Origin of the sequence: Azorhizophilus paspali, from assembly GCF_043587585.2 — a bacterium.
Taxonomy (GTDB): domain Bacteria; phylum Pseudomonadota; class Gammaproteobacteria; order Pseudomonadales; family Pseudomonadaceae; genus Azotobacter; species Azotobacter paspali.
The window spans coordinates 4288635-4308660 of sequence record NZ_CP171449.1 but is presented as its reverse complement, the minus strand read 5'-3'; the positions used below and the strand labels follow the sequence as shown (position 1 = coordinate 4308660).

At 65.4% G+C, this 20026-nt stretch carries 18 protein-coding genes and 3 pseudogenes; 5 read left to right on the top strand and 16 right to left on the bottom strand.

The features are described from left to right. The 5 genes from ACGI6K_RS20990 to ACGI6K_RS20970 form a co-directional block, all read right to left on the bottom strand. A protein-coding gene (locus ACGI6K_RS20990; protein ID WP_394543117.1) for an IS630 family transposase occupies positions 1 to 947 on the bottom strand; the annotation gives its coding sequence in 2 pieces (ribosomal slippage) (positions 1 to 608 and positions 608 to 947; 948 coding nt in all). Between the two features lie 561 nt (positions 948 to 1508). Next, complete coding sequence (locus ACGI6K_RS20985; protein WP_376948241.1) at positions 1509 to 1901, bottom strand: hypothetical protein; 393 nt, start codon at positions 1899 to 1901, stop codon at positions 1509 to 1511. Positions 1902 to 2898: 997 nt separating this feature from the next. Beyond that, positions 2899 to 3303, bottom strand: a complete 405-nt coding sequence (locus tag ACGI6K_RS20980) for a hypothetical protein (protein ID WP_376948720.1) — start codon at positions 3301 to 3303, stop codon at positions 2899 to 2901. 285 nt (positions 3304 to 3588) lie between these two features. Next, the gene (locus ACGI6K_RS20975; protein WP_376948722.1) at positions 3589 to 4152 is read right to left on the bottom strand and encodes a HupE/UreJ family protein; all 564 of its coding nucleotides are present in this window, start codon (positions 4150 to 4152) and stop codon (positions 3589 to 3591) included. Positions 4153 to 4288: 136 nt separating this feature from the next. After that, entirely contained in the window at positions 4289 to 5029 is a 741-nt protein-coding gene (locus ACGI6K_RS20970; RefSeq protein ID WP_376948724.1) for a sulfite exporter TauE/SafE family protein, read from the bottom strand. A gap of 465 nt (positions 5030 to 5494) precedes the next feature. On the opposite strand from ACGI6K_RS20970, the gene ACGI6K_RS20965 reads away from it, so the two are divergent. Next, positions 5495 to 5698 carry an MbtH family protein gene (locus tag ACGI6K_RS20965; RefSeq protein WP_376948726.1) on the top strand — a complete coding sequence of 68 codons (204 nt, stop codon included), beginning with the start codon at positions 5495 to 5497 and terminating at the stop codon, positions 5696 to 5698. A 79-nt stretch (positions 5699 to 5777) separates the two neighbouring features. Next, positions 5778 to 7115: a condensation domain-containing protein gene (locus tag ACGI6K_RS20960; protein ID WP_376948728.1), complete on the top strand. Its 1338-nt coding sequence runs from the start codon at positions 5778 to 5780 to the stop codon at positions 7113 to 7115. 194 nt (positions 7116 to 7309) lie between these two features. Here the strand turns inward: ACGI6K_RS20960 and fhuB are convergent, their stop codons facing one another. From fhuB to ACGI6K_RS20945, 3 genes are all read right to left on the bottom strand, one after another. Next, complete coding sequence (gene fhuB / locus ACGI6K_RS20955; RefSeq protein ID WP_376948730.1) at positions 7310 to 9316, bottom strand: Fe(3+)-hydroxamate ABC transporter permease FhuB; 2007 nt, start codon at positions 9314 to 9316, stop codon at positions 7310 to 7312. A 37-nt stretch (positions 9317 to 9353) separates the two neighbouring features. Then, positions 9354 to 10061, bottom strand: coding sequence for an ABC transporter substrate-binding protein (locus tag ACGI6K_RS20950; protein ID WP_394543989.1), 708 nt, complete (start codon positions 10059 to 10061; stop codon positions 9354 to 9356). A 102-nt stretch (positions 10062 to 10163) separates the two neighbouring features. Further along, entirely contained in the window at positions 10164 to 10931 is a 768-nt protein-coding gene (locus ACGI6K_RS20945; protein ID WP_376948732.1) for an ABC transporter ATP-binding protein, read from the bottom strand. Positions 10932 to 11283: 352 nt separating this feature from the next. Here ACGI6K_RS20945 and ACGI6K_RS20940 point away from each other — a divergent pair. After that, positions 11284 to 11984: pseudogene (locus ACGI6K_RS20940) on the top strand (ATP-binding cassette domain-containing protein); the annotation flags it as partial. 31 nt (positions 11985 to 12015) lie between these two features. On the opposite strand, the gene maiA reads toward ACGI6K_RS20940, so the two are convergent. From maiA to ACGI6K_RS20920, 4 genes are all read right to left on the bottom strand, one after another. Further along, a complete protein-coding gene (gene maiA / locus ACGI6K_RS20935; RefSeq protein ID WP_376948734.1) occupies positions 12016 to 12663 on the bottom strand; it encodes a maleylacetoacetate isomerase in 648 nt (215 codons plus the stop codon). Beyond that, positions 12660 to 13994, bottom strand: coding sequence for a fumarylacetoacetase (fahA, locus tag ACGI6K_RS20930; protein WP_376948736.1), 1335 nt, complete (start codon positions 13992 to 13994; stop codon positions 12660 to 12662). Before fahA ends, maiA begins: the two co-directional genes overlap by 4 nt. A 71-nt stretch (positions 13995 to 14065) precedes the next feature. Then, the gene (locus tag ACGI6K_RS20925; protein ID WP_376948738.1) at positions 14066 to 14611 is read right to left on the bottom strand and encodes a VOC family protein; all 546 of its coding nucleotides are present in this window, start codon (positions 14609 to 14611) and stop codon (positions 14066 to 14068) included. A gap of 24 nt (positions 14612 to 14635) precedes the next feature. Next, positions 14636 to 14974 (bottom strand): hypothetical protein, encoded by a 339-nt coding sequence (locus tag ACGI6K_RS20920; RefSeq protein WP_376948740.1) that lies wholly within the window; start codon positions 14972 to 14974, stop codon positions 14636 to 14638. 333 nt (positions 14975 to 15307) lie between these two features. On the opposite strand from ACGI6K_RS20920, the gene ACGI6K_RS20915 reads away from it, so the two are divergent. Next, a complete protein-coding gene (locus ACGI6K_RS20915; RefSeq protein WP_376948742.1) occupies positions 15308 to 16174 on the top strand; it encodes a DMT family transporter in 867 nt (288 codons plus the stop codon). 94 nt (positions 16175 to 16268) lie between these two features. On the opposite strand, the gene ACGI6K_RS20910 is transcribed toward ACGI6K_RS20915, so the two are convergent. Beyond that, a complete protein-coding gene (locus tag ACGI6K_RS20910) occupies positions 16269 to 16598 on the bottom strand; it encodes a hypothetical protein (protein ID WP_376948744.1) in 330 nt (109 codons plus the stop codon). A 75-nt stretch (positions 16599 to 16673) separates the two neighbouring features. Beyond that, positions 16674 to 17729: an RNA-guided endonuclease InsQ/TnpB family protein gene (locus ACGI6K_RS20905; RefSeq protein ID WP_376948746.1), complete on the bottom strand. Its 1056-nt coding sequence runs from the start codon at positions 17727 to 17729 to the stop codon at positions 16674 to 16676. A gap of 98 nt (positions 17730 to 17827) precedes the next feature. Between ACGI6K_RS20905 and ACGI6K_RS20900 the strand changes: the two are divergent. After that, positions 17828 to 18097: pseudogene (locus ACGI6K_RS20900) on the top strand (MurR/RpiR family transcriptional regulator); the annotation flags it as partial. Between the two features lie 127 nt (positions 18098 to 18224). On the opposite strand, the pseudogene ACGI6K_RS20895 reads toward ACGI6K_RS20900, so the two are convergent. Both ACGI6K_RS20895 and gstA read right to left on the bottom strand, forming a co-directional pair. After that, positions 18225 to 19201, bottom strand: a pseudogene (locus ACGI6K_RS20895) (IS5 family transposase). A gap of 116 nt (positions 19202 to 19317) precedes the next feature. After that, positions 19318 to 19929, bottom strand: a complete 612-nt coding sequence (gene gstA / locus ACGI6K_RS20890; RefSeq protein WP_376947514.1) for a glutathione transferase GstA — start codon at positions 19927 to 19929, stop codon at positions 19318 to 19320. Between the last annotated feature and the right edge of the window lie 97 nt (positions 19930 to 20026).

Below are 20026 nucleotides of genomic sequence, written 5' to 3'. Positions count from 1 at the left end.
TTATTCTGATTCATATCCGGCTGCCTCGAAGTAGTGCCTGCAGTCCTGCGCCGAGAACTGCGCAATCGCCTCGCCAATGCTCTGCCACAGCGGCGGCACGGTCCGCGCCGCCGCCTTTCGCAGCAGCGCCTTGGGCTTGGAGAATGCCCTTTCGATCGGGTTCAGGTCGGGGCTATAGGGAGGCAGGTAGCGCAGTGTGGCTCCTGCGCCTTCAATGGCCTGGCGTACCCCCGCCACCTTGTGGGCCGGCAGGTTGTCCATCACCACGATATCGCCGGGCGTCAGCTCGGGAACCAGAACCTGCTCGACATAGGCCAGGAAGGCCGGGCCGTTCATGGCGCCGTCGAGCACCAGCGGAGCAGTTAGCCCATCCATGCGCAGGCCGGCGGTAAAGGTCGTGGTTTTCCAGTGACCGTGAGGGACCGCGGCCAGGCAGCGCTCGCTGCGAGGGGCCCAGCCTCGTAGGCGGGCCAGGTTGGTCGCGGCGGCGGTTTCGTCGACGACGATCAGCTTGCGCCAGTCGAAGCCGGGTTGTTCCTCGAGCCACTCCTGTCGCGCTGCCTGGACGTCCGGCCGCTGCTGCTCGGCCGCATGCGCGGTCTTTTTTTGAACGTCATGCCGTGCCGGTCGAGAAACGTCCATACCGTCGCCAGGCTGACCCGAATACCGCGCTCCCGCTCGAGGGTTGCGGCGAGCTCGGCCAGCGTCAGGTCGGGGGTTTGCTCGAGCAGGCCGAGCAGGTAGTGCGCATGGGGATCGAGCCGCAAGCCCCGGGGCTTGCCCTGTCGGCGGGCGACGAGCTCCCCGCCTTCCCGAAAGCGCCGTACCCAGACGATCGCCGTCGCCGTGCCGATGTCGAATCGCTCGGCGGCCTGCCGAGCCGACAGCCCGCTCATGGCCGCGTCGACGACGCGTCGGCGAAGATCGGCACTGTATGCTCGAGCCATTCTCAGTCTCCTTATCCGAGCGGGAGAGGAGGCCCGAAATGACCAGGAAGAGCAACCCCTGTATGTCGAATTCGTGTTTTTAAAAAATGCTCTAGTTGAACGGGGAGCAGTTGCCGAGGATTTGCTGACAAGTCAGAGGAGAGTGTTGGCTTGGCTTCGAAAGCCCTTCTTGTGCCGATCCAGGAGTTTTCAGGCAGCGCCGAGCGCCCCTTTCAGAAAGCCGAGCGGAGTTGTTGCGCAAGGGATCGAGCGGCATGGAGGCGGCGAGAGCTGCGAGGGCCATGGATGGCCCTTCGCAGCGTGTCCCTGGAGCGACGACGGAGGGAGGGAGCCCGAAGCGAAGCGCAGGGCCGGATGATAGGGGCAAGCGGTTTTGGTTACTTTTGTCGTGACTGACAAAAGTGACTCGCCGTGCAAGGCGAAATCTGTCGCTTGGGCCGAGGAAAGTGTGGCGTTTGCAGGTGGGATCCGATGCCCATGCCAATCTGGCCGCACTCCCAAGTGCTGATCCCAGAAAGCAAAAGCTCGGCTGAAGAGCCGGGCTTTCGACTATTGAAATCCTTACTCGCGGTAGCTGAGCGCGCTGTCGTAGAGGCTGTCGTCGGCCTGGGCGACGTCGCTGAACGCTCGGTTGCCGCGGGTCGCGACCTTGTCGCCGACCTCGAAGGCTTCGTTCGAGCGCACGACCCTTTCCATGCCGTCGGCGCTACGAGCCTTGTAGGCGCGGTCGCTGAGGCCGCTGGCTTCCTGGGCCTTGCCGCCGAACAAGGCGCCGATGCCGGCACCCACCAGCATGCCGATCGGGCCGCCGATCGCACCGATCATCATGCCGTTCATGCCTCCGATCGACTTGCCGGTAATCTGATCCTTGGTTTCCTCGAGAACTTCGGCGGCGTTCACGCTACCGGCAGCCAGCAGGGTGAGACTCAGGGCCAGGGTGCTGAGCTTTTTCATGTCGGTTCCTCCGTGAAATCGGTCGATCGGGACGCGATGCGGTGCTTGTGGCAAATCTTTGCTTTTGTTGCAGCGCAAAATAACCTTGCGATTGATATGAGTCAAGAAGATAACTGCGTTTTTATGCTTAAGGAGGGGCACGGGGCAATCGCATGAAATGTCTTTCCTATACCGGACTGGAAAGATTGTGTGCCTGGTCGTTCCGGCCTGGTCTTCAAATCCGGTGCATCGGCTGCTTGCCGAGGGGCTGGATACCTCCTGTTTCGGCCCCCCGGCCGAGTCACTTTCTCTTTGCGCGCGCAAAGAGAAAGTAACCAAAGAGAAAGCGCGCCCGGTCATTCGGCCCCGGCTACGCCGGGGTTCCCTCGCTCCGGCGCCGCTCCGAGGGTCGTCGCGCAAGGGGCATCCATGCCCCTCGTACGACTCTCGCCGCCTCCCTGCGGCTCGCCCCTCTACGCGCCGCCTGCGCTCGGCCTTCTGAACGGGAGTCGGGCTCCGGGTTGCCTGAAAGCGCTTTCGCTCTTGCGGCACGACCTGTCAGGCCGCGCTGGATACCCCCTTCAGGAGGCCGAGCGGAATCGTCGTGGAAGGGGTCGAGCGGCAAGGATGCCGCGAGGCCGCGATGGCCCATGGATGGCCCTTCGCGGCGAGCCCCTGGAGCGGCGATGCAGGGAGGGAACCCGGAGCGAAGCGCAGGGCCGGATGAGGGGGTGGCCTTCTTTTGGGTTACTTTTTCTTGGCCAGGCAAGAAAAAGTGACTCGGCCGGGGGGGGGGCGAAACGGGGACTGTCCGGCTACTCGGCAAGCAGCCATGCCAAGGATCACACAATCTTTCCAGTCTGGTATCAGGCGAGCGCTTCATGCGACTGCCCTGAGGAGGGGCGGGAGGCCTTCGGGGCTGGCCTGGTGCCCCCGGTGTTCTCGGGGCTCGGCGCGGCGGACCTGGCAGCATCCGCTGCATCGCTGATGGATCGGACTGTACGAAGCGCTCGCCGCCTCAGTGCAGGGTGCGCGCACCGGCGTTGTCGGCCAGGGCGGCGGATTTGCCGGCGGATTTGGGAGAAGGGCGATTGCCGTGGATCCCGACCTGATCGCCGGTCGCGAAGCGGCGGCCGGGGGAGCGCACCGTCTTCACCCTGGCGCCGTCGCCGCGGGCCTGGAAGGCCTGCTCGCCATCGGCGCCTGACGCGTGGCTGGAACTGCCGACCAGTGCGCCGACACCGGCGCCGATCAATGCGCCGATCGGACCGCCGATGGCGCCGACCATCAGCCCGGTCATGCCGCCGGTGGACTTGTCGGCGATTCGCTCTTCGCTTTTCCCGCTCATCTCATCCGCCTGCGCATTACCTGAGGCCAGCAGGCTGAAGGTCAGGGCTAGGATGCCGAACCTGTGCATGTTCATGACGGGTCCTCCGAAGAGCGTTTCAGTGGGCTTCGCTTTTCACCTTACATTAAATATGCCAAATATATAAATTATTTATAAATCAATTATTTATTTGTTGAATTGAATAATCTACGCGACAAAGTGTCGCGTTGTCGACAGGGCTTTTGTCGCGATTCCTGCAGGGGGATCGGATTTTTGTTGATCTGTGTCACGAGGCGGTTAGCGGATTTGTGCATGTCCGGTGCCCGCACGAAAAAAGACCGGGTAGAAGCCCGGTCCGGAGGTCGCGGATCGCCTTGGCGGTCAGAGCATCATCAATGCGCCGCTGGCGGTGATGGCCGCGCCGACGCCGCAGGTCAGCAGGGGCAGGCGCTGTTGCACGGCCGCGTCGAGCAGGCCGCCGCCGAGGAGCAGGCCCAGGCTGGCGGTGAGGAAGCCGGCGGCGAAGCCCAGCGGGTTGCCGCTGACTTCGAGGCCGTGGGCATGGCCGTGGAACAGGGCGAAGACCACGGTCAGGGTCAGCGCGACCGGCGCCGGCAGGCGGGCGGCGCAGGCGATCAGCAGGCCGCTCAGCAGCACGGAGAGGGCGATGCCGGTTTCCATCTGCGGCAGGCCAGTACCGGTCATGGCCAGCACGAAGCCGCCGAGCAACGCGACGAGAAAGGTGGTTAGCACGGCGAGTTTCAGGCTGCGCGGCTGTTGTGCGGCCCAGATGCCGATGGCCAGCATCGCCAGCAGGTGGTCCAGGCCGCCGAGAGGATGCAGCAGGCCGGCGATCAGGCCGTTCCCGCCATGCCCAGGATGGGCGAAGGCGGCGCCGGGCAAGAGGGTCAGGGCAAGCAGGGGGAGAAAGTGGCGTGTTCTCATATCGGAGGTCCTGGAGCGGGGCGGCGATGGTCTTCGCAACGCTGTGCACAGCGGCTGGATGCGCAGCTTAAGGCAAAAGGGCCGCACCTTGCAGCGTCCGGGACGCTGCAAGCTACGCCCTTTCTTCGCCGCCGGCTCAGAGGTTCTGCAGGATCAACTGGATGCCGGCGAGCAGCAGGCCGGCGCGGGCGATGCGGTAGAACCACAGGTGATCGACTCGCTCCTGCAGCCAGAGTCCGGCCCACACGCCTAGCGGAACCAGGGGGGCGAGGAACAAGCTGGTCAGCAGGTTGTCGCCGGAGAACTGGCCGAGCAGCGCGTACGGCAGCAGCTTGATCGCGTTGGTCAGCAGGAAGAAGACGTTGATGGTGGCGACGTAGCGCACCTTGTCCAACTGCTGCGGCAGCAGGTGCATCATCGCCGGCGGGCCACCGGCATGGGCGACGAAGCTGGTGAAGCCGGCCAGCACGGAGAGTGCTGTGCCCTTGCCGCGCGCCGGCGGCAACCCGGCCGTGCCGGCCGGCGGGCGCAGCAGGTTGAGCAGCACGAAGGTTACGGCGATGCCGCCGATCAGCAAGGCGATGATCCGCTCGTCGAGCATGCCGAAGCTCAGCGAGCCGAGCAGCACCCCGAGCAGCGCGCCGGGCAGCATGATCCTCAGGTTCGCCGCGTCCCACTTGCCGTAGTAGGCACGCAGGCCGACCAGATCGGCGGTGCAGAGGATCGGCAGCATGATCGCCGCGGCCTGGGTAGGCGGCACCGCCAGGGCTAGCAGGGGTACCGCGATGCCACCGAAGGCCCCGCCGAAACCGCCCTTGGAGAGGCCGGTCAGTAGCACTGCCGGTACGGCGACGAGAAGGAGTTCCGTGGACAGCATGAATGTGCGGTGCTCCTGAAGGGGCGCGCCGGGCGTGGCGAAGGCGCCTAGCTGTACCCGTTTCGCCGGGGCGGGGCAATAGCGGGGCGGAGCGGCGGCTGCCTCGGGAAATGGCTTTTCCGATATGCCGTTATTGTATTGATAATATTTATCATTTAGATTTGTGCCTGTCCCGGAGCCAGAGAAGCGGTCGGTGAAGGGACGCCTACGTATATTCGCCCGCTGTCGAGGGCGCGGCGGATGAGTCGGGACCAGGAGCGCTGGAAGCCAGTCGCGCTCGCGTCCGCTGGTGGAGATCGCCTTCGAGACGCGTTCCGGGAAGTCTTCCCAAGGCTGTGGAAAGTCGGGTCGTGCGGGACGGAAGGTATCCGGGTTCGATGGTTAATGAAAATTATTCGCGTATTCGTTCGTCTGTAAAACTGTGATGCGGCAGTGTGCCGCCCGACCGAACCAAGGAGTCAAGCCATGAATTTCGATCAAGCCGATACCCAGTTCCAGGTGGTAGTCAATGCCGAGCGGCAGTATTCGATCTGGCCGGAGTACAAGCCGGTGCCGGCCGGCTGGCAGGAGATCGGCATCTGCGGCGACCGCCAGACCTGCCTGGCGCACATCTCCGGGATCTGGTCGGACATGTGTCCGAGCAGCCTGCGCGAAGCCATGGGCAAGTGAGAGCGGCGCCGCCGTCCGCTGGCGCCGAAACCCCGGCCGCCTTCCGCTGGCCGGATCGTGCCGCTCCCGAGATGTCGACATGAGCGCCTATTCCCCGCTTTCTCCCCTGTCGCCAGCCGGTCCGGAGCTGGCCAAGGGGGCCGTGCCACTGTTGCCGTTCCAGGCGTGTCTGCTCGAGCGCCAGGGCGCGGCGCCGTGCAACCGTTACCTGCTGTTCGAATTGACCGAGGCGTTGGAGCCGGACCTGCTGGAACAGGCCCTGCAGGCGCTGATGACGCAGCACGACGCGCTACGCCTGCGTTTCGCCGAGGAAGGCGGTGTCTGGCGCCAGTGGCATGGGAAGCCGGACGGGCGTCACGAATTGCTCTGGCTGCGTGCGGCGGACGACGAGGCCGGGATCGCCGCACTGGCCGCCGAAGTCCAGCGCAGCCTGGACCCGCGAAGCGGTCCGCTGCTGCGCGCCTGCCGCCTGAGCCGGGCCGGTCGCGCCGACCGTCTGCTGCTGGTCGTTCATCAACTGGTGGCGGATGAGTCGTCCTGGCGGTGGCTGCTGGAGGATCTGTTGGCCGCCTACCGGCAACTGGCGACAAGGCGGTGCATCGCATTGCCGGCGAAGTCCGCTTCCTTCAAGGCCTGGGCCGAACGCCTGCACGACTGGGCCGCCGGCCCGGCCCGCGCGCAGCGCGCGTTCTGGCGGACCCAGGAGCGCGCCTGTTCGCAACTGCCCCTGTTGTCCAGGGAGCCGGCCTGCGAAGGTCAGCGCCGACACCTCGAACTGATCTTGCCGGCCGACTTCAGCCGCGAACTGCTGCAAGCTGCCCGGCAGGCGTACCGGCTGCGCGCCGACGAGGTGCTGCTCGCCGCGCTGAGCCGGGTGCTTTGCGCCTGGAGCGAGCAGTGCTGCGTCTGCCTGCACCTGCAAGGCCACGGTCGTATGCCGCTGTTCGACGACCTCGATCCCGACCGCACGGTCGGCTGGCTCTCCAACCTCTACCCGCTGCGCCTGCAGCCGGCGGCCGACCTGCCGGGCAGCCTCGAGGCGATCAGGGAACAACTGCGCACCGTGGACGACGGCGGCCTGGCTTACGGCCTGCTGTGCCGGCGCGGCGAACTGGCCGGCGTCGCCCCGCAGGTGCTGTTCGATTACCGGGAGCCGGGCGAGGACGAGGGAACCGGGCCGCTGCGCCCGCTCGATGCCGGTCTCTGGCGCGAGGCCGACGCGCCGCTGGACGCTCCCCTGTGTATCGCCGCCGGGCAGCGCGGCGACGCCCTGTACCTGCGCTTCGACTTCAGCTCCAGCCAATGGCAGCGGCCGACCCTCGAGGGTTTGCTGCAGCGTCTGCAGGACGAACTGCGGGCGATCCGTGCCCACTGCGCCCACGCCTCGGGCCGCTTGAGCCCTCGACGACGTGCCTGACCGGCCTCGCCCGTGAGCGGGTGCGCGATCCTTCGTGCCCGGTAGCGCGCGGTCGCCATGGCTACTTCGAGCGGATCGGTCGGCTCCTTGTAGCGGCCTTGTGCTCGAGCAAGGTCGAATTAAGAGGAGAGCGCCATCGACTTCGCCTCCCTGGTGGGGCTCCGAACCAAGGAAAGAGATGCGCCTCGATACCTTCAGCGCCGCCTCAGGCAAAGCATGAAGCAGGCCCCGCCGACCAGCGGGGCGAGCAGGCCGGCCGGCAGTTGTAGGGGAAACAGCAGGTTGCGCCCCAGCCAGTCGGCCAGCAGCAGGATCAGCGCGCCGAGCAGGCTGGCGCCGAGCAATTGCGGCAGTACCCGGGCCAGGCCAAGCCGGCGTGCCAGGTGCGGGGCGAGCAGGCCGACGAAACTCAGCGGGCCGACCAGCAAGGTTGCTCCGGCGCTCGTCAGCGTTGCCAGCAGCAACAGGCACAGGCGGCTACGTGCCAGCGGCACGCCGAGGGCGCGCGCACTGCCTTCGCCGAGCGGCAGCAGTTCCAGCCAGCGCGCGCAGGGCAACGTCGCGGCGAACAGCAGTAGGGCGCCGGCGAGCAGTGTCCAGGCGGTCGGTGCGTCGACGAAATAGGCGGAGTCGGCCATCTGGCCGAGCAGGCTCAAACCGCGCGGATCGCCGTCGGCCAGCGATATCGCCTGCAGCGCATCGAAGAAGACGGTCAGGGCGATACCGATCAGCAGCACTCGCTCGGGAACGAAACCGCTTCTGTAGCTTAGCGCCACGATCAGCAGCAGCACCGCCAGGGCGCCCCCGGCGCCGAGCGACAGTTTCAGCGCCAGACCGGCGCCCGGCAGCAGGAACAGCAGCGCCGTCAGCCCGAGCAACGCGCCGGTGCCGAGGCCGAGCAGCTCGGGGCTGGCCATGGGATTGGCGGTGAGTCGTTGCATCAGGGTGCCGGCCAACGCTAGCAGGGTGCCGGCGGCGAGGGCGGCGACCAGCCGCGGCAGGCGCAGGTCGAGCAGTGCCGCGTCGGTTCGCCAATCCCAGCCGTGCGGGCCCTGGCCGAAACCGAGGGCGAGCGGGGTGGCGAGCAGCAGCAGGGCGCCGAGCAGGGCGAGCCGGCGCCAGGGATACGGGTGGCGCCAGGGCGCGACGGCGGCGACCTGTGAGTGGCCACCGGCAGCTTGCAGGCGCGGCAGCAGCCAGAGCAGCAGCGGCGCGCCGAGCAGGCTGGCGACGCTGCCGGTGGACAACGGTTCGATCCGCTGGCCAGCCAGGCGCTGGACCGCCAAGTCGGTGACCAGCAACAGCGCCGCGCCGAGCAGCGGCGCCCAGAATAGCCGCTGGGCGAAACGCCGCGCACCGAGCAGGCGGGCGATGGCCGGGGCGGCTAGGCCGACGCAGCCGATCACCCCGACGCTGCTGGTCACGCAGGCGCTGAGGTACACCGCCAGGGCCAGGCCCATGCCACGCAGCGGGCCGAGCGACACACCGAGGTTGCGCGCACCGCTGTCGTCCAGCTCCAGCAGGGCGAGCGGGCGTAGCAGCGGCAACATCAGCAGCAGCACCGCGGCCAGGCGCGGCAGGAGAAAGCCCATGTCTTGCCAGCCGTTCTGGACGAGCGAGCCGGAACTCCAGACGAGCAGCGCGCCGAGGTCCTGCTCGCGGGTCAGTAGCAAGCTCTTGCCCAGGGCGCCGAGGTAGAGGCTGACCGCCAGCCCAGCGAGGATTACCGTCAAGGGGGCGAGGCCGCGACGCCAGGCGAGGGCGAACACCAGCAGGGCGGACAGGCCGCCGCCGGCCAAGGCGACCCACTCGCGGCCATCGACTAACAGCGCCGGTGCCCACAGGCGGGCCAACACCAGCGCCAGTTGGGCGCCGCTGGCCACGCCCAGGGTGTCCGGCGAGGCCAGCGGGTTGTGCAGCACCTGCTGCATCAGGGTGCCGGCGAGGGCCAGCGCGGCGCCGCACAGCGCGGCCATGCACAGGCGCGGCAGCCAGTTGAAATGCAAAAGAACCTGGCGCATGTCGTCTTCCGCCGGAGCGAGCAGCGCCGGCAGCCACTGCGCCACCGGCAGGCGCCCGGCGAGGTCGGTGCCGGCCAGGGCCAGGGCGGCGAGCAGCAGGACGAGGCACAGGGGGAGAGGGGTACGGCTGACCAGACGGGGGATGTTCGTCGGTAGGGGGCTGCTGGAGCGGTCGGTCATGGATAGGAACTGTCGGAAACCGGAGACGGAAGAGCGGTCAGGTGCGCTTCGAGCTGTCCAGCGAAGAGTTCGGCGGCGGGCAGGCCGCCAAAGCTCCAGACCGGTGACAAGCCGTGCGCGCGTCCGGCGCGGACCGATAGCAGGTGCTGCCAAAGCGGGCTGGCGGCCCGGAGGCGTGCGGCGGCAGCGATTCGAGGTAGAGCAGCGTTGCCTCCGGGCGTTCGGCCGACCGTTCGATGCCGACTTGGGCGAAGCCCCAGCGATTGGTGCGGCCGTTCCAGGCATTCTCCAGGCCTACCTGCTCGAGCACCCCCTGGTAGAAGCTCCGCGCGCTGAACAGGTGGACATGGCGCGCATCGAGGAAGCCGGCTACGTAGAGAGGCGGCCGCTGGCGTCCTGCCAGGCGGGCATCGACGTGGGCGATCGGCGCCTCGCCGGCAGCCTCGCGGCCGAGCGGTCCGGCCAATCTGCGGGCCACCCGCCGGGCATTCGTGTAGGCCTCGCCGTCCGGGCCGGAGAGCGCTAGGCTTCTGACCGGCGCGATGCGCTCCGGACAGGTGCGGGCGTCCTCGAACGGCGGGCCGATCAGGATCAGTTCGGGCTGGAGTTCGGCGAGCAGTTCCAGGTTTGGTTCGTTGCGCAGGCTGAGATCGACCACCCCGGCCGGCAGCGCCGGTTCGTCGACCCAACGCCGGTGGCCGTCGAGTTGGGCCACGGCGACCGGGGCGACGCCTAAGCCGAGCAGGGTCTCGGCCAGGCCCCAGTCGATCGCCGCGATTGCGCTGCGGCGGCGCGGCCGGCAAGGGCAGGGCGAGCATCAGCGGCAGCGCGGCGAACAGGACGCGCATCAATGCACCACGGCGACCGGCTGGCCGGCTTCGGGATGCTGCAGTACGTGCATCGGAATGCTGTAGAGCGCTTCCAGGGTGCCGGGATTCATCAGCGCCGACGGCGGGCCGCTGGCTAGGAGGCGTCCTTCGTGCAGAGCCACCAGGTGGTCGCAGTAGCGGGCCGCCATGTTGATGTCGTGCAGCACTATCACCACGCCGAGTCCCAGGTGGCGGCCGAGGTCGCGCAGCAGGTCGAGGATTTCCACCTGATGGGCCGGGTCGGGCGCCGAGCTGGGCTCGTCGAGCAACAGGTAACGGGTGTTCTGCGCCAACAGCATGGCCAGCCAGACGCGTTGGCGCTCTCCGTCGGAGAGCCGTTCGGCCGGCCACTCGGCGAAAGCGGCGACGCCGGTCAGCTCCAGGGCGCGCTCGACATGGAGCCGGTCGTCGGCGCCGAAGCGACCGAGCGGGCCGTGCCAGGGATAGCGGCTGAAGCCGACCAACTCGCGCACCGTCAGATTTTCCACTGCCGGCAGGCGCTGCGGTAGGTAGGCGACATGGCGGGCGAACTTGCGTTCCGGCCACTCGTTCAGCAACCGGCCGTCCAGCCGCAGGCGGCCGCCGGCCGGCTCCAACTGGCGGGCCAGGAGCTTGACCAGGGTGGACTTGCCCGAGCCGTTGTGGCCAATCAGGCCGACCGTCTGACCCTGGGGAATCTGCAGGTTGATCTGTTGCAGTAGGCGGCGGTCGGCCAGGTGGAAGCTGACGTCGTTCAGCTCGAACATCGTGACTCCACTCCTCGGGCGGTAAGGGACGGGAATGTTGAAACTTTAGTTCAGGTGATAATGATTATCAATTTTTTGTCGGCTCGAATTTATCGGGCGAAAGGGCGGTGGAACGTTCGGACGTTCGGACAGACAGGGAATAAAATTCTAAAATTTTATTTTATGGAATTTTTTTCCATATAGAACTCAATCCTCTAGACGAGCAAGGGTGCCGTCCCGCTCCGATTCCGGGCTGTCGGTGTCCGCCAACAAAAATAAGCAAGGTACCGTCATACATGTCGCCAGTTCTTCCCGGCCCCTGAGCCGTACGCGGGCTGTCCTGTTCGCAACCGTTCTGTGCCTGGCCGGCTCCACGGCGCTTGCCGCCCTTCGGGCCGGCATCGCGATGATCCACCAGGAACTCAACCTGATGCCCTTTATAGGCATCGCCGAGAACATCTGGCTCGGCCGCGAGCCGCTCAACGCCAAGCGCATCGTCGACCACCGCAAGATGCACCGGCAGACCAGGAAACTGTTCGAGCGCCTGCGCATCGACCTCGACCCCGAGGCGCCAGTCGGCAGCTTGAGCATCGCCGGGCGGCAGATGATAGAGATCGCCAAGGCGGTGTCCTACGACGGCGACCTGCTGATCGTGGACGAGCCGACCTCGGCGATTCGACGGGAAGGTTGCGCACCTGTTCTCGATCATCGCCGACCTTAAGGCTGTGTGGGGAAGGGCATCATCTACATCACCCACAAGATGGACGAAGTGTTCGCCATCGCCGACGAGGTGGCGGTGTCCCGCGACGGCGTCTACATCGGCCTGCGGAGCGCCGACAGCATGGATGGCGACGGGCCGATCTCGATGATGGTCGGCCGCGAACTGACCCAGCTTTTCCCCGAGCGCCGCGCGACCACGTGGTGCTCTCGGTGCGCGACCTGGGCCTGGAGAGCGTGTTCCAGGGCGTGTACTTCGACCTGCGCGCCGGCGAGGTGCTGGGCACCGCTGGGCTGATGGGCGCCGGGCGCACTAACCGCACTAACGTGGCGGAAACCCTGTTCGGCGCCACCCCGTATGGCTCTCCATGTGAGTCCTCAACAGCCTTTAGCGGAAGTCCGGCTGCCGCTCCCACTGCGCGTCGGCGAAGGCTGGCAGGGCCATGCATTCGTCGAAGATGCCCATCAGCAGCGGGACGTGGTCGAGCCGCGCGTCGAAGCGCCGGGCGTTGAAGATCTGCGGTACCAGGCACAGGTCGGCCAAGCTCGGCTGGTCGCCCTCGATGAAGCGGCCGTGGGCGCCGCCGGCGCGGACCTGCGCTTCGAGCTGGGCCAGGCCGTCCGCCACCCAGTGGCGATACCAGGCGTTGCGGGCGCTCTCGTCGGCCGCCAACTCGCGGCCGAGGTAGCCGAGCACGCGCAGGTTGTTGAGCGGATGGATGTCGCAGGCGACGGCCAGGGCGGCGGCCCGCGCCCGCGCCCGCGCTGCCGGCTCGCGGGGCAGCAGGGGTGGCTCGAGGCGGGTTTCCTCCAGGTATTCGAGGATAGCCAGCGACTGCACCAGGCGCTGGCCGTCGATTTCCAGCACCGGCACCAGGGCGGCCGGGTTGACGGCGCGGAAGGTCGCGCCGAGTTGCTCGCCGCCGCGCAGGTCGACCGGCACGTACTCGTACTTTAGTCCCTTGAGGTTGAGCGCGATGCGCACGCGGAACGAGGCCGAGGAGCGGGCGGCGCTGTAGAGGCGGATCATGGTCATGGGCGTACCCCGCGGGCCGGCAGCACGCTGCCGGCGCAGTCGCCGAAGCCGATGCGCCGGGCGCCCGAGCGCTCGCAATGGCCGCGCAGGATCACCGTATCGCCGTCCTCCAGGAAGGTGCGGGTTTCGCTGTTGGGTAGGGCGAGTGGCTGCTTGCCGCCCAGGGTCAGTTCCAGCAGCGAGCCGCCCTCGCCGGGCGCGGGGCCGGACTGGGTACCGCTGCCGAGCAGGTCGCCCGGCTGCAGGTTGCAGCCGCCCACGGTGTGATGGGCGAGCATCTGCGCCAGGGTCCAGTAGGCGTCGCGGAAGTTGCTCTCCATGAGCCTGTGCGGAGCCTCGCCGCGCTCGCGCATCGCCGCGCTCTGCAGCAGCACCTCGAAACGCAGGTCGAGGGCGCCGAAGTCGCGGTTGAAGGCACTGTCGAGGTAGGGCAGCGGCTGCGGATCGCCGGCCGGCCGCGCGAAGGGGGCGCGGAACGGGGCCAGGGCGTCCATGGTCACCACCCAGGGGGAAATCGTGGTGGCGAAGTTCTTGGCCAGGAAGGGACCGAGCGGCTGGTATTCCCAAGCCTGGATGTCGCGCGCCGACCAGTCGTTAAGCAGCACGACGCCGAACAGGTGCTCCTCGGCCGCGTCCATCGGCACCGGCTCGCCCAGGGCGTTGGCGCTACCGACCAGCGCGCCGAGTTCCAGTTCGTAGTCGAGGCGGCGGCAGGGCACGAATTCGGGGCGTTCGGCGTCGGGCGCCTTCACTTGGCCGCGTGGCCGCTGAAAGGCCTGGCCGGAGACGCCGATCGACGAACTGCGGCCGTGGTAGCCGATGGGAATCCACTTGTAGTTGGGCAGCAGCGGGTTGTCCGGGCGGAACAGGCTGCCCACCGTAGTCGCATGGTGGATGCCGGTGTAGAAGTCGGTGTAGTCGCCGATCCGGCACGGTAGGTCGTACTCCACCTGAGCCTGGAACAGCAGGGCGCCGGCGAGGTCGTCCTGGCGCGGGCTGCCGGCGCTCAGCGCCGTCGACAGGGCGGCGCGCACCCGGCGGCGCAACGCGGGTCCCTGGGCCATGAAGGCGTTGAGGTCGCCGACGGCGAGCGGGGCGAGCGCCGTCTGCACTTCGTCGCTCCAGCCGCCGGCCGCGGCCGCGCGGGCCAGATCGAGAATTCTGTCGCCGATGGCCACGCCGATCCGCCAGGGCTCGTCGCTGCCAGCGCGGCGCAAGCGGCCATAGGGCAGGTTCTGGATCGGGAAGTCGGTGGCGGGGTCGTTGGCCGAGGCGACCCAGCTCTGCAGGGTCGGGTTGTGGGTGGCGTCGAGCAGTAGAGCGGTATTCATCTGTCGGTCTTCCTGTTGTTCTCGGGGGCTGGCAGCGACGCGCTGCCGGCCGGCGCAAGGCAGCCGCCCGGTCAGTGGTCGGCAAAGAATTCCTTCTCGTGCAAGAAGGCCGCATGGCGCGCGGTGCTGCAGGAGTGGCTCCATTTCTCGACCATCGGGTCGGCCAGTTCGTGCAGCTTCTCTAGCACGCCGGGTTCCACCGTATCGGCCGCCAGCTCGATGCGATGGCCGTTCGGATCGACGAAGTAGATCGACTGGAACAGCTCGTGGTTGGTCGGTCCGACTACCTCGATGCCCTGCGAGCGCAGGCGCTCCCTGGTCGCCAGCAAGGTGTCCATGTCGGCCACCTTGCTGGCGATGTGCTGGACCCAGGCCGGGGTGTTCTCGTCGCGGCCCATCGGCGGTGAGTTGGGGATCTCGAAGAAGGCCAGCACGTTGCCTGCGCCCGCGTCGAGGAAGACGTGCATGTAGGGATCGGGCTCCTTGGTCGAGGGCACCCGGTCCTCGGAAATCGCCAGTATCAGGTCCATGCCGAGCGTTTCGCGGTAGAAGTCGATGGTCTGCTTCGCGTCGCGGCAGCGATAGGCCGCGTGATGAATACCTTGCAACAGGCTCATGGGATATCTCCTAGCTGACCCGGTTCAGATTACGCCGCGACGTTCCCGGTCCTTCTCGATGGAGCGGAACAGGGCGCCGAAGTTGCCTTCGCCGAAGCTCGGGTTGTTCTCGCGCTGGATGGTCTCGACGAAGATCGGGCCGATGATGTTCTTGGTGAATATCTGTAGCAGATAGCCGTCCTGGTCGCCGTCGACCAATACGTGGTGGGCGCGGATGCACTCCTTGTCCTCGCGCAGGTTGGGCGGGCACTGGAACAGGTTGTCGTAGTCGTTCGCGTCGATGTCGAGCATCTCGCTCGGGCCGCCCTTCATGACGCCCAGCGAGGCGAGGATGTTGTCGGTGCTGAAGGCCAGGTGTTGCACGCCCGGGCCGTTGTACTCGGCCAGGTACTCGGAGATCTGGTCTTTGTCGTCCTTCGGCTGGTTGATCGGGATGCGGAAGCTGCCGTTTGGCGAGCGCTGGTCAGGCCGGTCTTCACGCCCTCGATGTCGAAGTAGCGCACTTCGGCGAAACCGAAGATTTCCTTGCTCAACCGCGCGTCGAAGCCTCCCGAGCACCGACTACGTCTTCTGATGTGCGGGGGCGAAGATATCGGAAAACCTTCCCGCCCCGTCGTTCCCGGAAATTCGCGAGGGCCCGTCCGCGCTTTCGCGAAGCTAACCTTTGAAGCGGTACTTGACGAAGAGCCCGCCCGGATGAGCATATCCCGCCCGCTCAAGGGCATTCTGCTGAGCTGCATCGCCGCGCTGGCCTTCGCTTCCCATGACAGCCTGTCCAAGTACCTCGCCGCTTCCAACGGCGTGCTGATGGTCCTCTGGATTCGCTACCTGTCGCAGAGCCTGCTGCTCGCCGCCTGGCAACTGCCGCGTCATGGCTGGCGCGTGCTGCGGGTCAACTGTCCAGGATTGCAAATGCTGCGCGGCCTGTCGCTGCTGTCGATCAGCCTGTTCTTTCTTTCCGCCCTGAGGCTGCTGCCGCTGGCCGAGGCCACCGCCGTGCATTTCATCGCGCCGCTGCTGGTGATCCTGCTGGCGATGCCGCTGCTCGGCGAGCGCGCCAATCCCGGCCAGTGGCTAGCGGTCGGTGTCGGCTTCCTCGGCGTGCTGATCATCGTCCGCCCCGGCGGCGGACTGCTCACCCCGGCCATGCTGCTGCCGGTGGCGTCGGCCACCTGCTACGCGCTCTACCAGTTGCTGACCCGGCGCATCGGCACCCGCGACAGCGCCGGTGCCACCAACCTGGTCACCGGGCTGGTCGGCGCGACCGGCATGAACCTGCTGCTGCCGCTGTTCTGGCAGGGCCTGCCACCCTGGCCGCAACTGCTGGCCATGGCCGCACTGGGCGCGATCGCCGTCGGCGGGCACATGCTGCTGACCATCGCCTTCCAGTACAGCTCGCCGGTGTCGCTGGCGCCGTTCAGCTACTTGCAAATCCTCTTTGCCATGCTGCTCGGCCTATTGCTGTTCGACCATGCGCCGGATGCCGGCGCCCTGCTGGGCATGGGCGTCATCGCCCTGAGCGGGCTGGGCAGCGCCTGGCTGCAGACGCGGCTCCAGCCGTGAAAGGGGCATGGCTCGCCTCGCCCGTGAAAGCGTCGCGCAAGGCCTGCGCCGCGGCATGGCGCGACTGTCTTGGCCATTTCGTTCCGCGAGCGGATCAGAGCCTCGGCCTGTCTTCTTTCGACAGATGAGTTGAAGACAACTTCGCATCCAATACTTTCTGGGCCTCCTGAAGCGCGCTTTGTACCTTGTCGAGATCTTCGGCAGCGGTGAGGCCGGCTTGCAGTACGTTGCCAAGCTCGACCATCAGTGCATTGCGGATGGTCCTGGCTTCGGCAACGTCATCGCGGGCGAAGGTTTCCTCCAGCCTCGCGATGGCCTCCGCCGTGGATGATCGATTATGTTCTTGGGCGGCCTCCAGGAGCTTGACTTTCAACTCTTCGGAAAGGCCGAGATTATTGAGTTGCTGATCTGTATGGGGCGTCATGGGGGACCTCGATCTGGGGAGAGTCTACAGGGCTAGGGAGGGGCCGCCTGCTTGTGCGTTGACATCCTCCCCGCCCTAAAGGATGGGAATTCCCACCACTGGACGGCCATGCCCGGCCGCGAGAATGTTCCTGGCCGCATTCACATCGCGGTCGTGAGCGACACCGCACTCACAGCAGGTCCATTCCCTTATTCGCAGCCCGTTGACGCTCTGTGGCCCGCTGAGCGAGCCACAGGACGAACAGGTGCGGGTGGTGTACGCCTCGCGAACTTCCTTGAAGACGATGCCTGCGCGATCGCACTTGTATTCCAGCATCACCTTCAGTTGGCCCCAGCCAGCGTCCAGCACTGACTTGGCCATACCGGTCTTCGCGAGTTTCGTGGGGCTGACATCACCCACATGGATTTCGCCGTACTGGTTTACCAGACGACCAGAGAACTTGTGCAGCGCATCCTTGCGTCGATTCTTGACCTTGGCGTGGATCGCTTTCACGCGGTACCTGTTGCAGGAACGCTGCGCTGTGGCCAGCTTGCTCTCCATGTCGCGGTAGAAACGGCCATTCTCTAGGCGCTCACCGTTGCTACAGGTGGCCACATCCTTGAGCCCAAGGTCGATACCCACGGCACCCTGGCCAGTAGACGGCTGGACATCCACCTCGACAACCACGTTGAAATACCAGCGGCCCCGAGCATCTTCGTTGAAGCTGCCGGAACGGAAGGTGTACTGGCTCGGGCCGTAGCTATCCCAGGCCTTGAAGTAGCCGCCGTTGTGGTAGACCTGCCCGTTCTTCCACTTGGCAGCGCCGGACTTGAACGGAACCCAGCCCAGGGAGTGCCGCACGCCATGGGATTTGCGCCATCCCAAACGGAATTTTCCGAACTGCTTGCGGCGCGTGGCGTACTCCCGCGACACCTCTTGCAACGTCTGGGAATGAAGCCCCAGCTCTTTGCCGGCACCCTGGGTGTAGCGGTCCATATCATAGGTGGACAGAAACAGACCGCGCTCCTGAATGGCTCGGGAGCCGAGTGCGTTTAGGCAGTTCCAGACGAAGTTCGCGCTGCGGGCCATCTGGCGCAGCAGCGGAACATGCTTGTCTCGAACGCGAACCTTTAGGGTCTTGGTCTGCTTCATGCTGGCACTTTATCGGGACAGGGACGGCTAGCGCCGTCCACGCTATTCATCCTCACACTAGAAGTATGGGGCCTTCCGTGCATTTCGGTAAAAAGCGCATGTCCAGTTCCGAATCACCCGCCGGCTCCGGCCAAGCGCTGCAGGAGACGCCGGCCAGCGTGGAGCGGCTGCTGCAACTGATCACGGCGGAATACGAGAGCCTGCCGCGTCAGCTCAAGCGCATCGCCAACTACATGAGCCAGCAGAGCGACCGGGTGATGGTCGACCGGGTCAGCGATATCGCCCAGTACTGCGAGGTGCATCCCTCGACCATCGTGCGCTTCTCGCAGCGCTTCGGCTTCAAGGGCTTCAGCGAAATGCAGGCGCTGTTGGATGGTCTGAAATAGCCCTGACTTTTGCTCCTGTCTGGTTCGCCAAGGACAGAAACACAGGCTCGTGGTCAACCCAAGTTTGATTTTCCGCCCCAAAGAGCATTTGGCGAGGTGTTTTCCCTTATTACGGACGCACCTCTCCTGCCACCAACAGATGTTTTCGCGCCATCCACAGGTTTGACAGGGCAAACAGCGTCATCAGTTGCGCCGTATTCTTCGCCAGGCCACGGAAGCGCACCTTCACGTAACCGAACTGCCGCTTGATCACCCGAAACGGATGCTCGACCCTGGCCCGTATCTGCGCCTTGACCTTCTCGATCCGGCGTTTGACGCGATACAGCAGGCTGCGCTTGCCAGGCTTGCGATAGGTGCCGCGCCGGGCCGCGATCTGCCAGACAACGTTCCGCCCGGCGGGCTCCGGTCGTTTCTCGACGCCGATATAGGCCGCATCAAGGCTGACCAGGGTTTCCTCGCCATGCAGCACCTTGTCGACCTGGGTGACATCCGCCACGTTAGCCGCCGTGCCCACCACGTGATGCACCAGGCCTGACTTGGCATCGACGCCGATATGCGCCTTCATGCCGAAGTACCATTGCTTGCCCTTCTTCGTCGAGTGCATTTCCGGGTCGCGCTTGCCGTCCTGGTTCTTGGTCGAGCTCGGCGTATGGATCAAGGTGGCGTCGACGAGGGTCCCCTGGCACAGCGACAGCCCGCGTTCGCCCAGGTAGCCGTTGATCACCTCCAGTATTCCTCCGGCCAGTTCGTGCTGCTCCAGCAGGCGGCGAAAGTTGAGGATCGTGGTCTCGTCCGGGATACGCTCCAGGTTCAGCCCTGCAAACTGGCGCAGAGGGGGGGCTCGTACAGCGCCTCCTCCATCGCCGGATCGCTGTAGCCGAACCCGTTCTGCATCAGGTGCACGCGCAGCATGGCGGCCAGTGGATAGGCAGGCTGACCGCCTTCGCCCTTCGGGTAGTGGGGCTCGATCAGGGCGATCAGCCCCGTCCACGGCACCACCTCGTCCATTTCGAGCAGGAAGCGCTCGCGGCGGGTCTGCTTGCGCTTGCCGGCGTACTCGGCGTCGGCGAAGGACAGTTGCTTCATCGGGAAACTCGGGCAAGGGGACGGACATATTCCAGCAGAATCGGGAAGTCTTTTTCAGGATTTTCATAAAGATTTTTATCCAAATTAACGCAGAGTAGAGCTTTTTCCATCTGCGACTAGACCGGTTGTGTCGCCTCTTCTGCTGCAATAGCAGCCTTCACGTTGGGGCGAGCTTCGACCCGCTTCATAAATGTTGCTAGCTCCGGCCAGTTATCAATGTCAATCTTAAAGAAGGGAAGCCATTTCAGGACAGTAAAGAGATAAGCGTCGGCGAGGCCAAATTGTCCGAGTAGGTAGTCTTTTTGAATTAGATGGTTGTTAAGGTAATCAAGGCGCCTAAATAGTTTTAGGCGAAATATTTCTTTTACGGGATCAGGGATTTCGGCGTTGAATAGTGGAGCACTGCCGCCATGGATTTCTGAGGTGATAAAATTCAACATTTCTTGCAAACGTGTGCGTTCCCAGGTGCCGTTAGCTGGCGCCAGTGAATTACCTGGTACCTGATCAGCAAGGTACTGCACAATAACTGGACCCTCAGTCAAAACCTCGCCATTATCTAGTACCAAAGCAGCGACATAGCCTTTGGGATTGACGCTGCGGAAGTCACCACCATCCGCTGTGGCCTTGGTCTTGTTGTTAACACGGATAAGCTCAAAGGGTAGGTCGAGCTCCCGAAGCACAATGTGTGGAGAAAGTGAGCAAGTCATAGGGGTAAAATATAGTTTCATGGGTGTCTCCTTGTATGAGGTGATGGTAGTTAAAGGGGAATGCTGCTTATGCCCATAAATTGTGCGAGCTTTGCTCAAGTAATCTTGTCGTTGCGTC

Bases quoted from the DNA above. Each gene is read 5' to 3' on its own strand.
- gstA (WP_376947514.1), bottom strand. From the start codon at position 19,929: ATGAAACTATATTTTACCCCTATGACTTGCTCACTTTCTCCACACATT.
- ACGI6K_RS20985 (WP_376948241.1), bottom strand. From the start codon at position 1,901: ATGAAAAAGCTCAGCACCCTGGCCCTGAGTCTCACCCTGCTGGCTGCC.
- ACGI6K_RS20965 (WP_376948726.1), top strand. From the start codon at position 5,495: ATGAATTTCGATCAAGCCGATACCCAGTTCCAGGTGGTAGTCAATGCC.
- ACGI6K_RS20960 (WP_376948728.1), top strand. From the start codon at position 5,778: ATGAGCGCCTATTCCCCGCTTTCTCCCCTGTCGCCAGCCGGTCCGGAG.
- maiA (WP_376948734.1), bottom strand. From the start codon at position 12,663: ATGACCATGATCCGCCTCTACAGCGCCGCCCGCTCCTCGGCCTCGTTC.
- ACGI6K_RS20945 (WP_376948732.1), bottom strand. From the start codon at position 10,931: ATGTTCGAGCTGAACGACGTCAGCTTCCACCTGGCCGACCGCCGCCTA.
- ACGI6K_RS20910 (WP_376948744.1), bottom strand. From the start codon at position 16,598: ATGACGCCCCATACAGATCAGCAACTCAATAATCTCGGCCTTTCCGAA.
- ACGI6K_RS20905 (WP_376948746.1), bottom strand. From the start codon at position 17,729: ATGAAGCAGACCAAGACCCTAAAGGTTCGCGTTCGAGACAAGCATGTT.
- ACGI6K_RS20915 (WP_376948742.1), top strand. From the start codon at position 15,308: ATGAGCATATCCCGCCCGCTCAAGGGCATTCTGCTGAGCTGCATCGCC.
- ACGI6K_RS20970 (WP_376948724.1), bottom strand. From the start codon at position 5,029: ATGCTGTCCACGGAACTCCTTCTCGTCGCCGTACCGGCAGTGCTACTG.
- ACGI6K_RS20975 (WP_376948722.1), bottom strand. From the start codon at position 4,152: ATGAGAACACGCCACTTTCTCCCCCTGCTTGCCCTGACCCTCTTGCCC.
- ACGI6K_RS20980 (WP_376948720.1), bottom strand. From the start codon at position 3,303: ATGAACATGCACAGGTTCGGCATCCTAGCCCTGACCTTCAGCCTGCTG.
- fhuB (WP_376948730.1), bottom strand. From the start codon at position 9,316: ATGACCGACCGCTCCAGCAGCCCCCTACCGACGAACATCCCCCGTCTG.
- ACGI6K_RS20925 (WP_376948738.1), bottom strand. From the start codon at position 14,611: ATGAGCCTGTTGCAAGGTATTCATCACGCGGCCTATCGCTGCCGCGAC.
- fahA (WP_376948736.1), bottom strand. From the start codon at position 13,994: ATGAATACCGCTCTACTGCTCGACGCCACCCACAACCCGACCCTGCAG.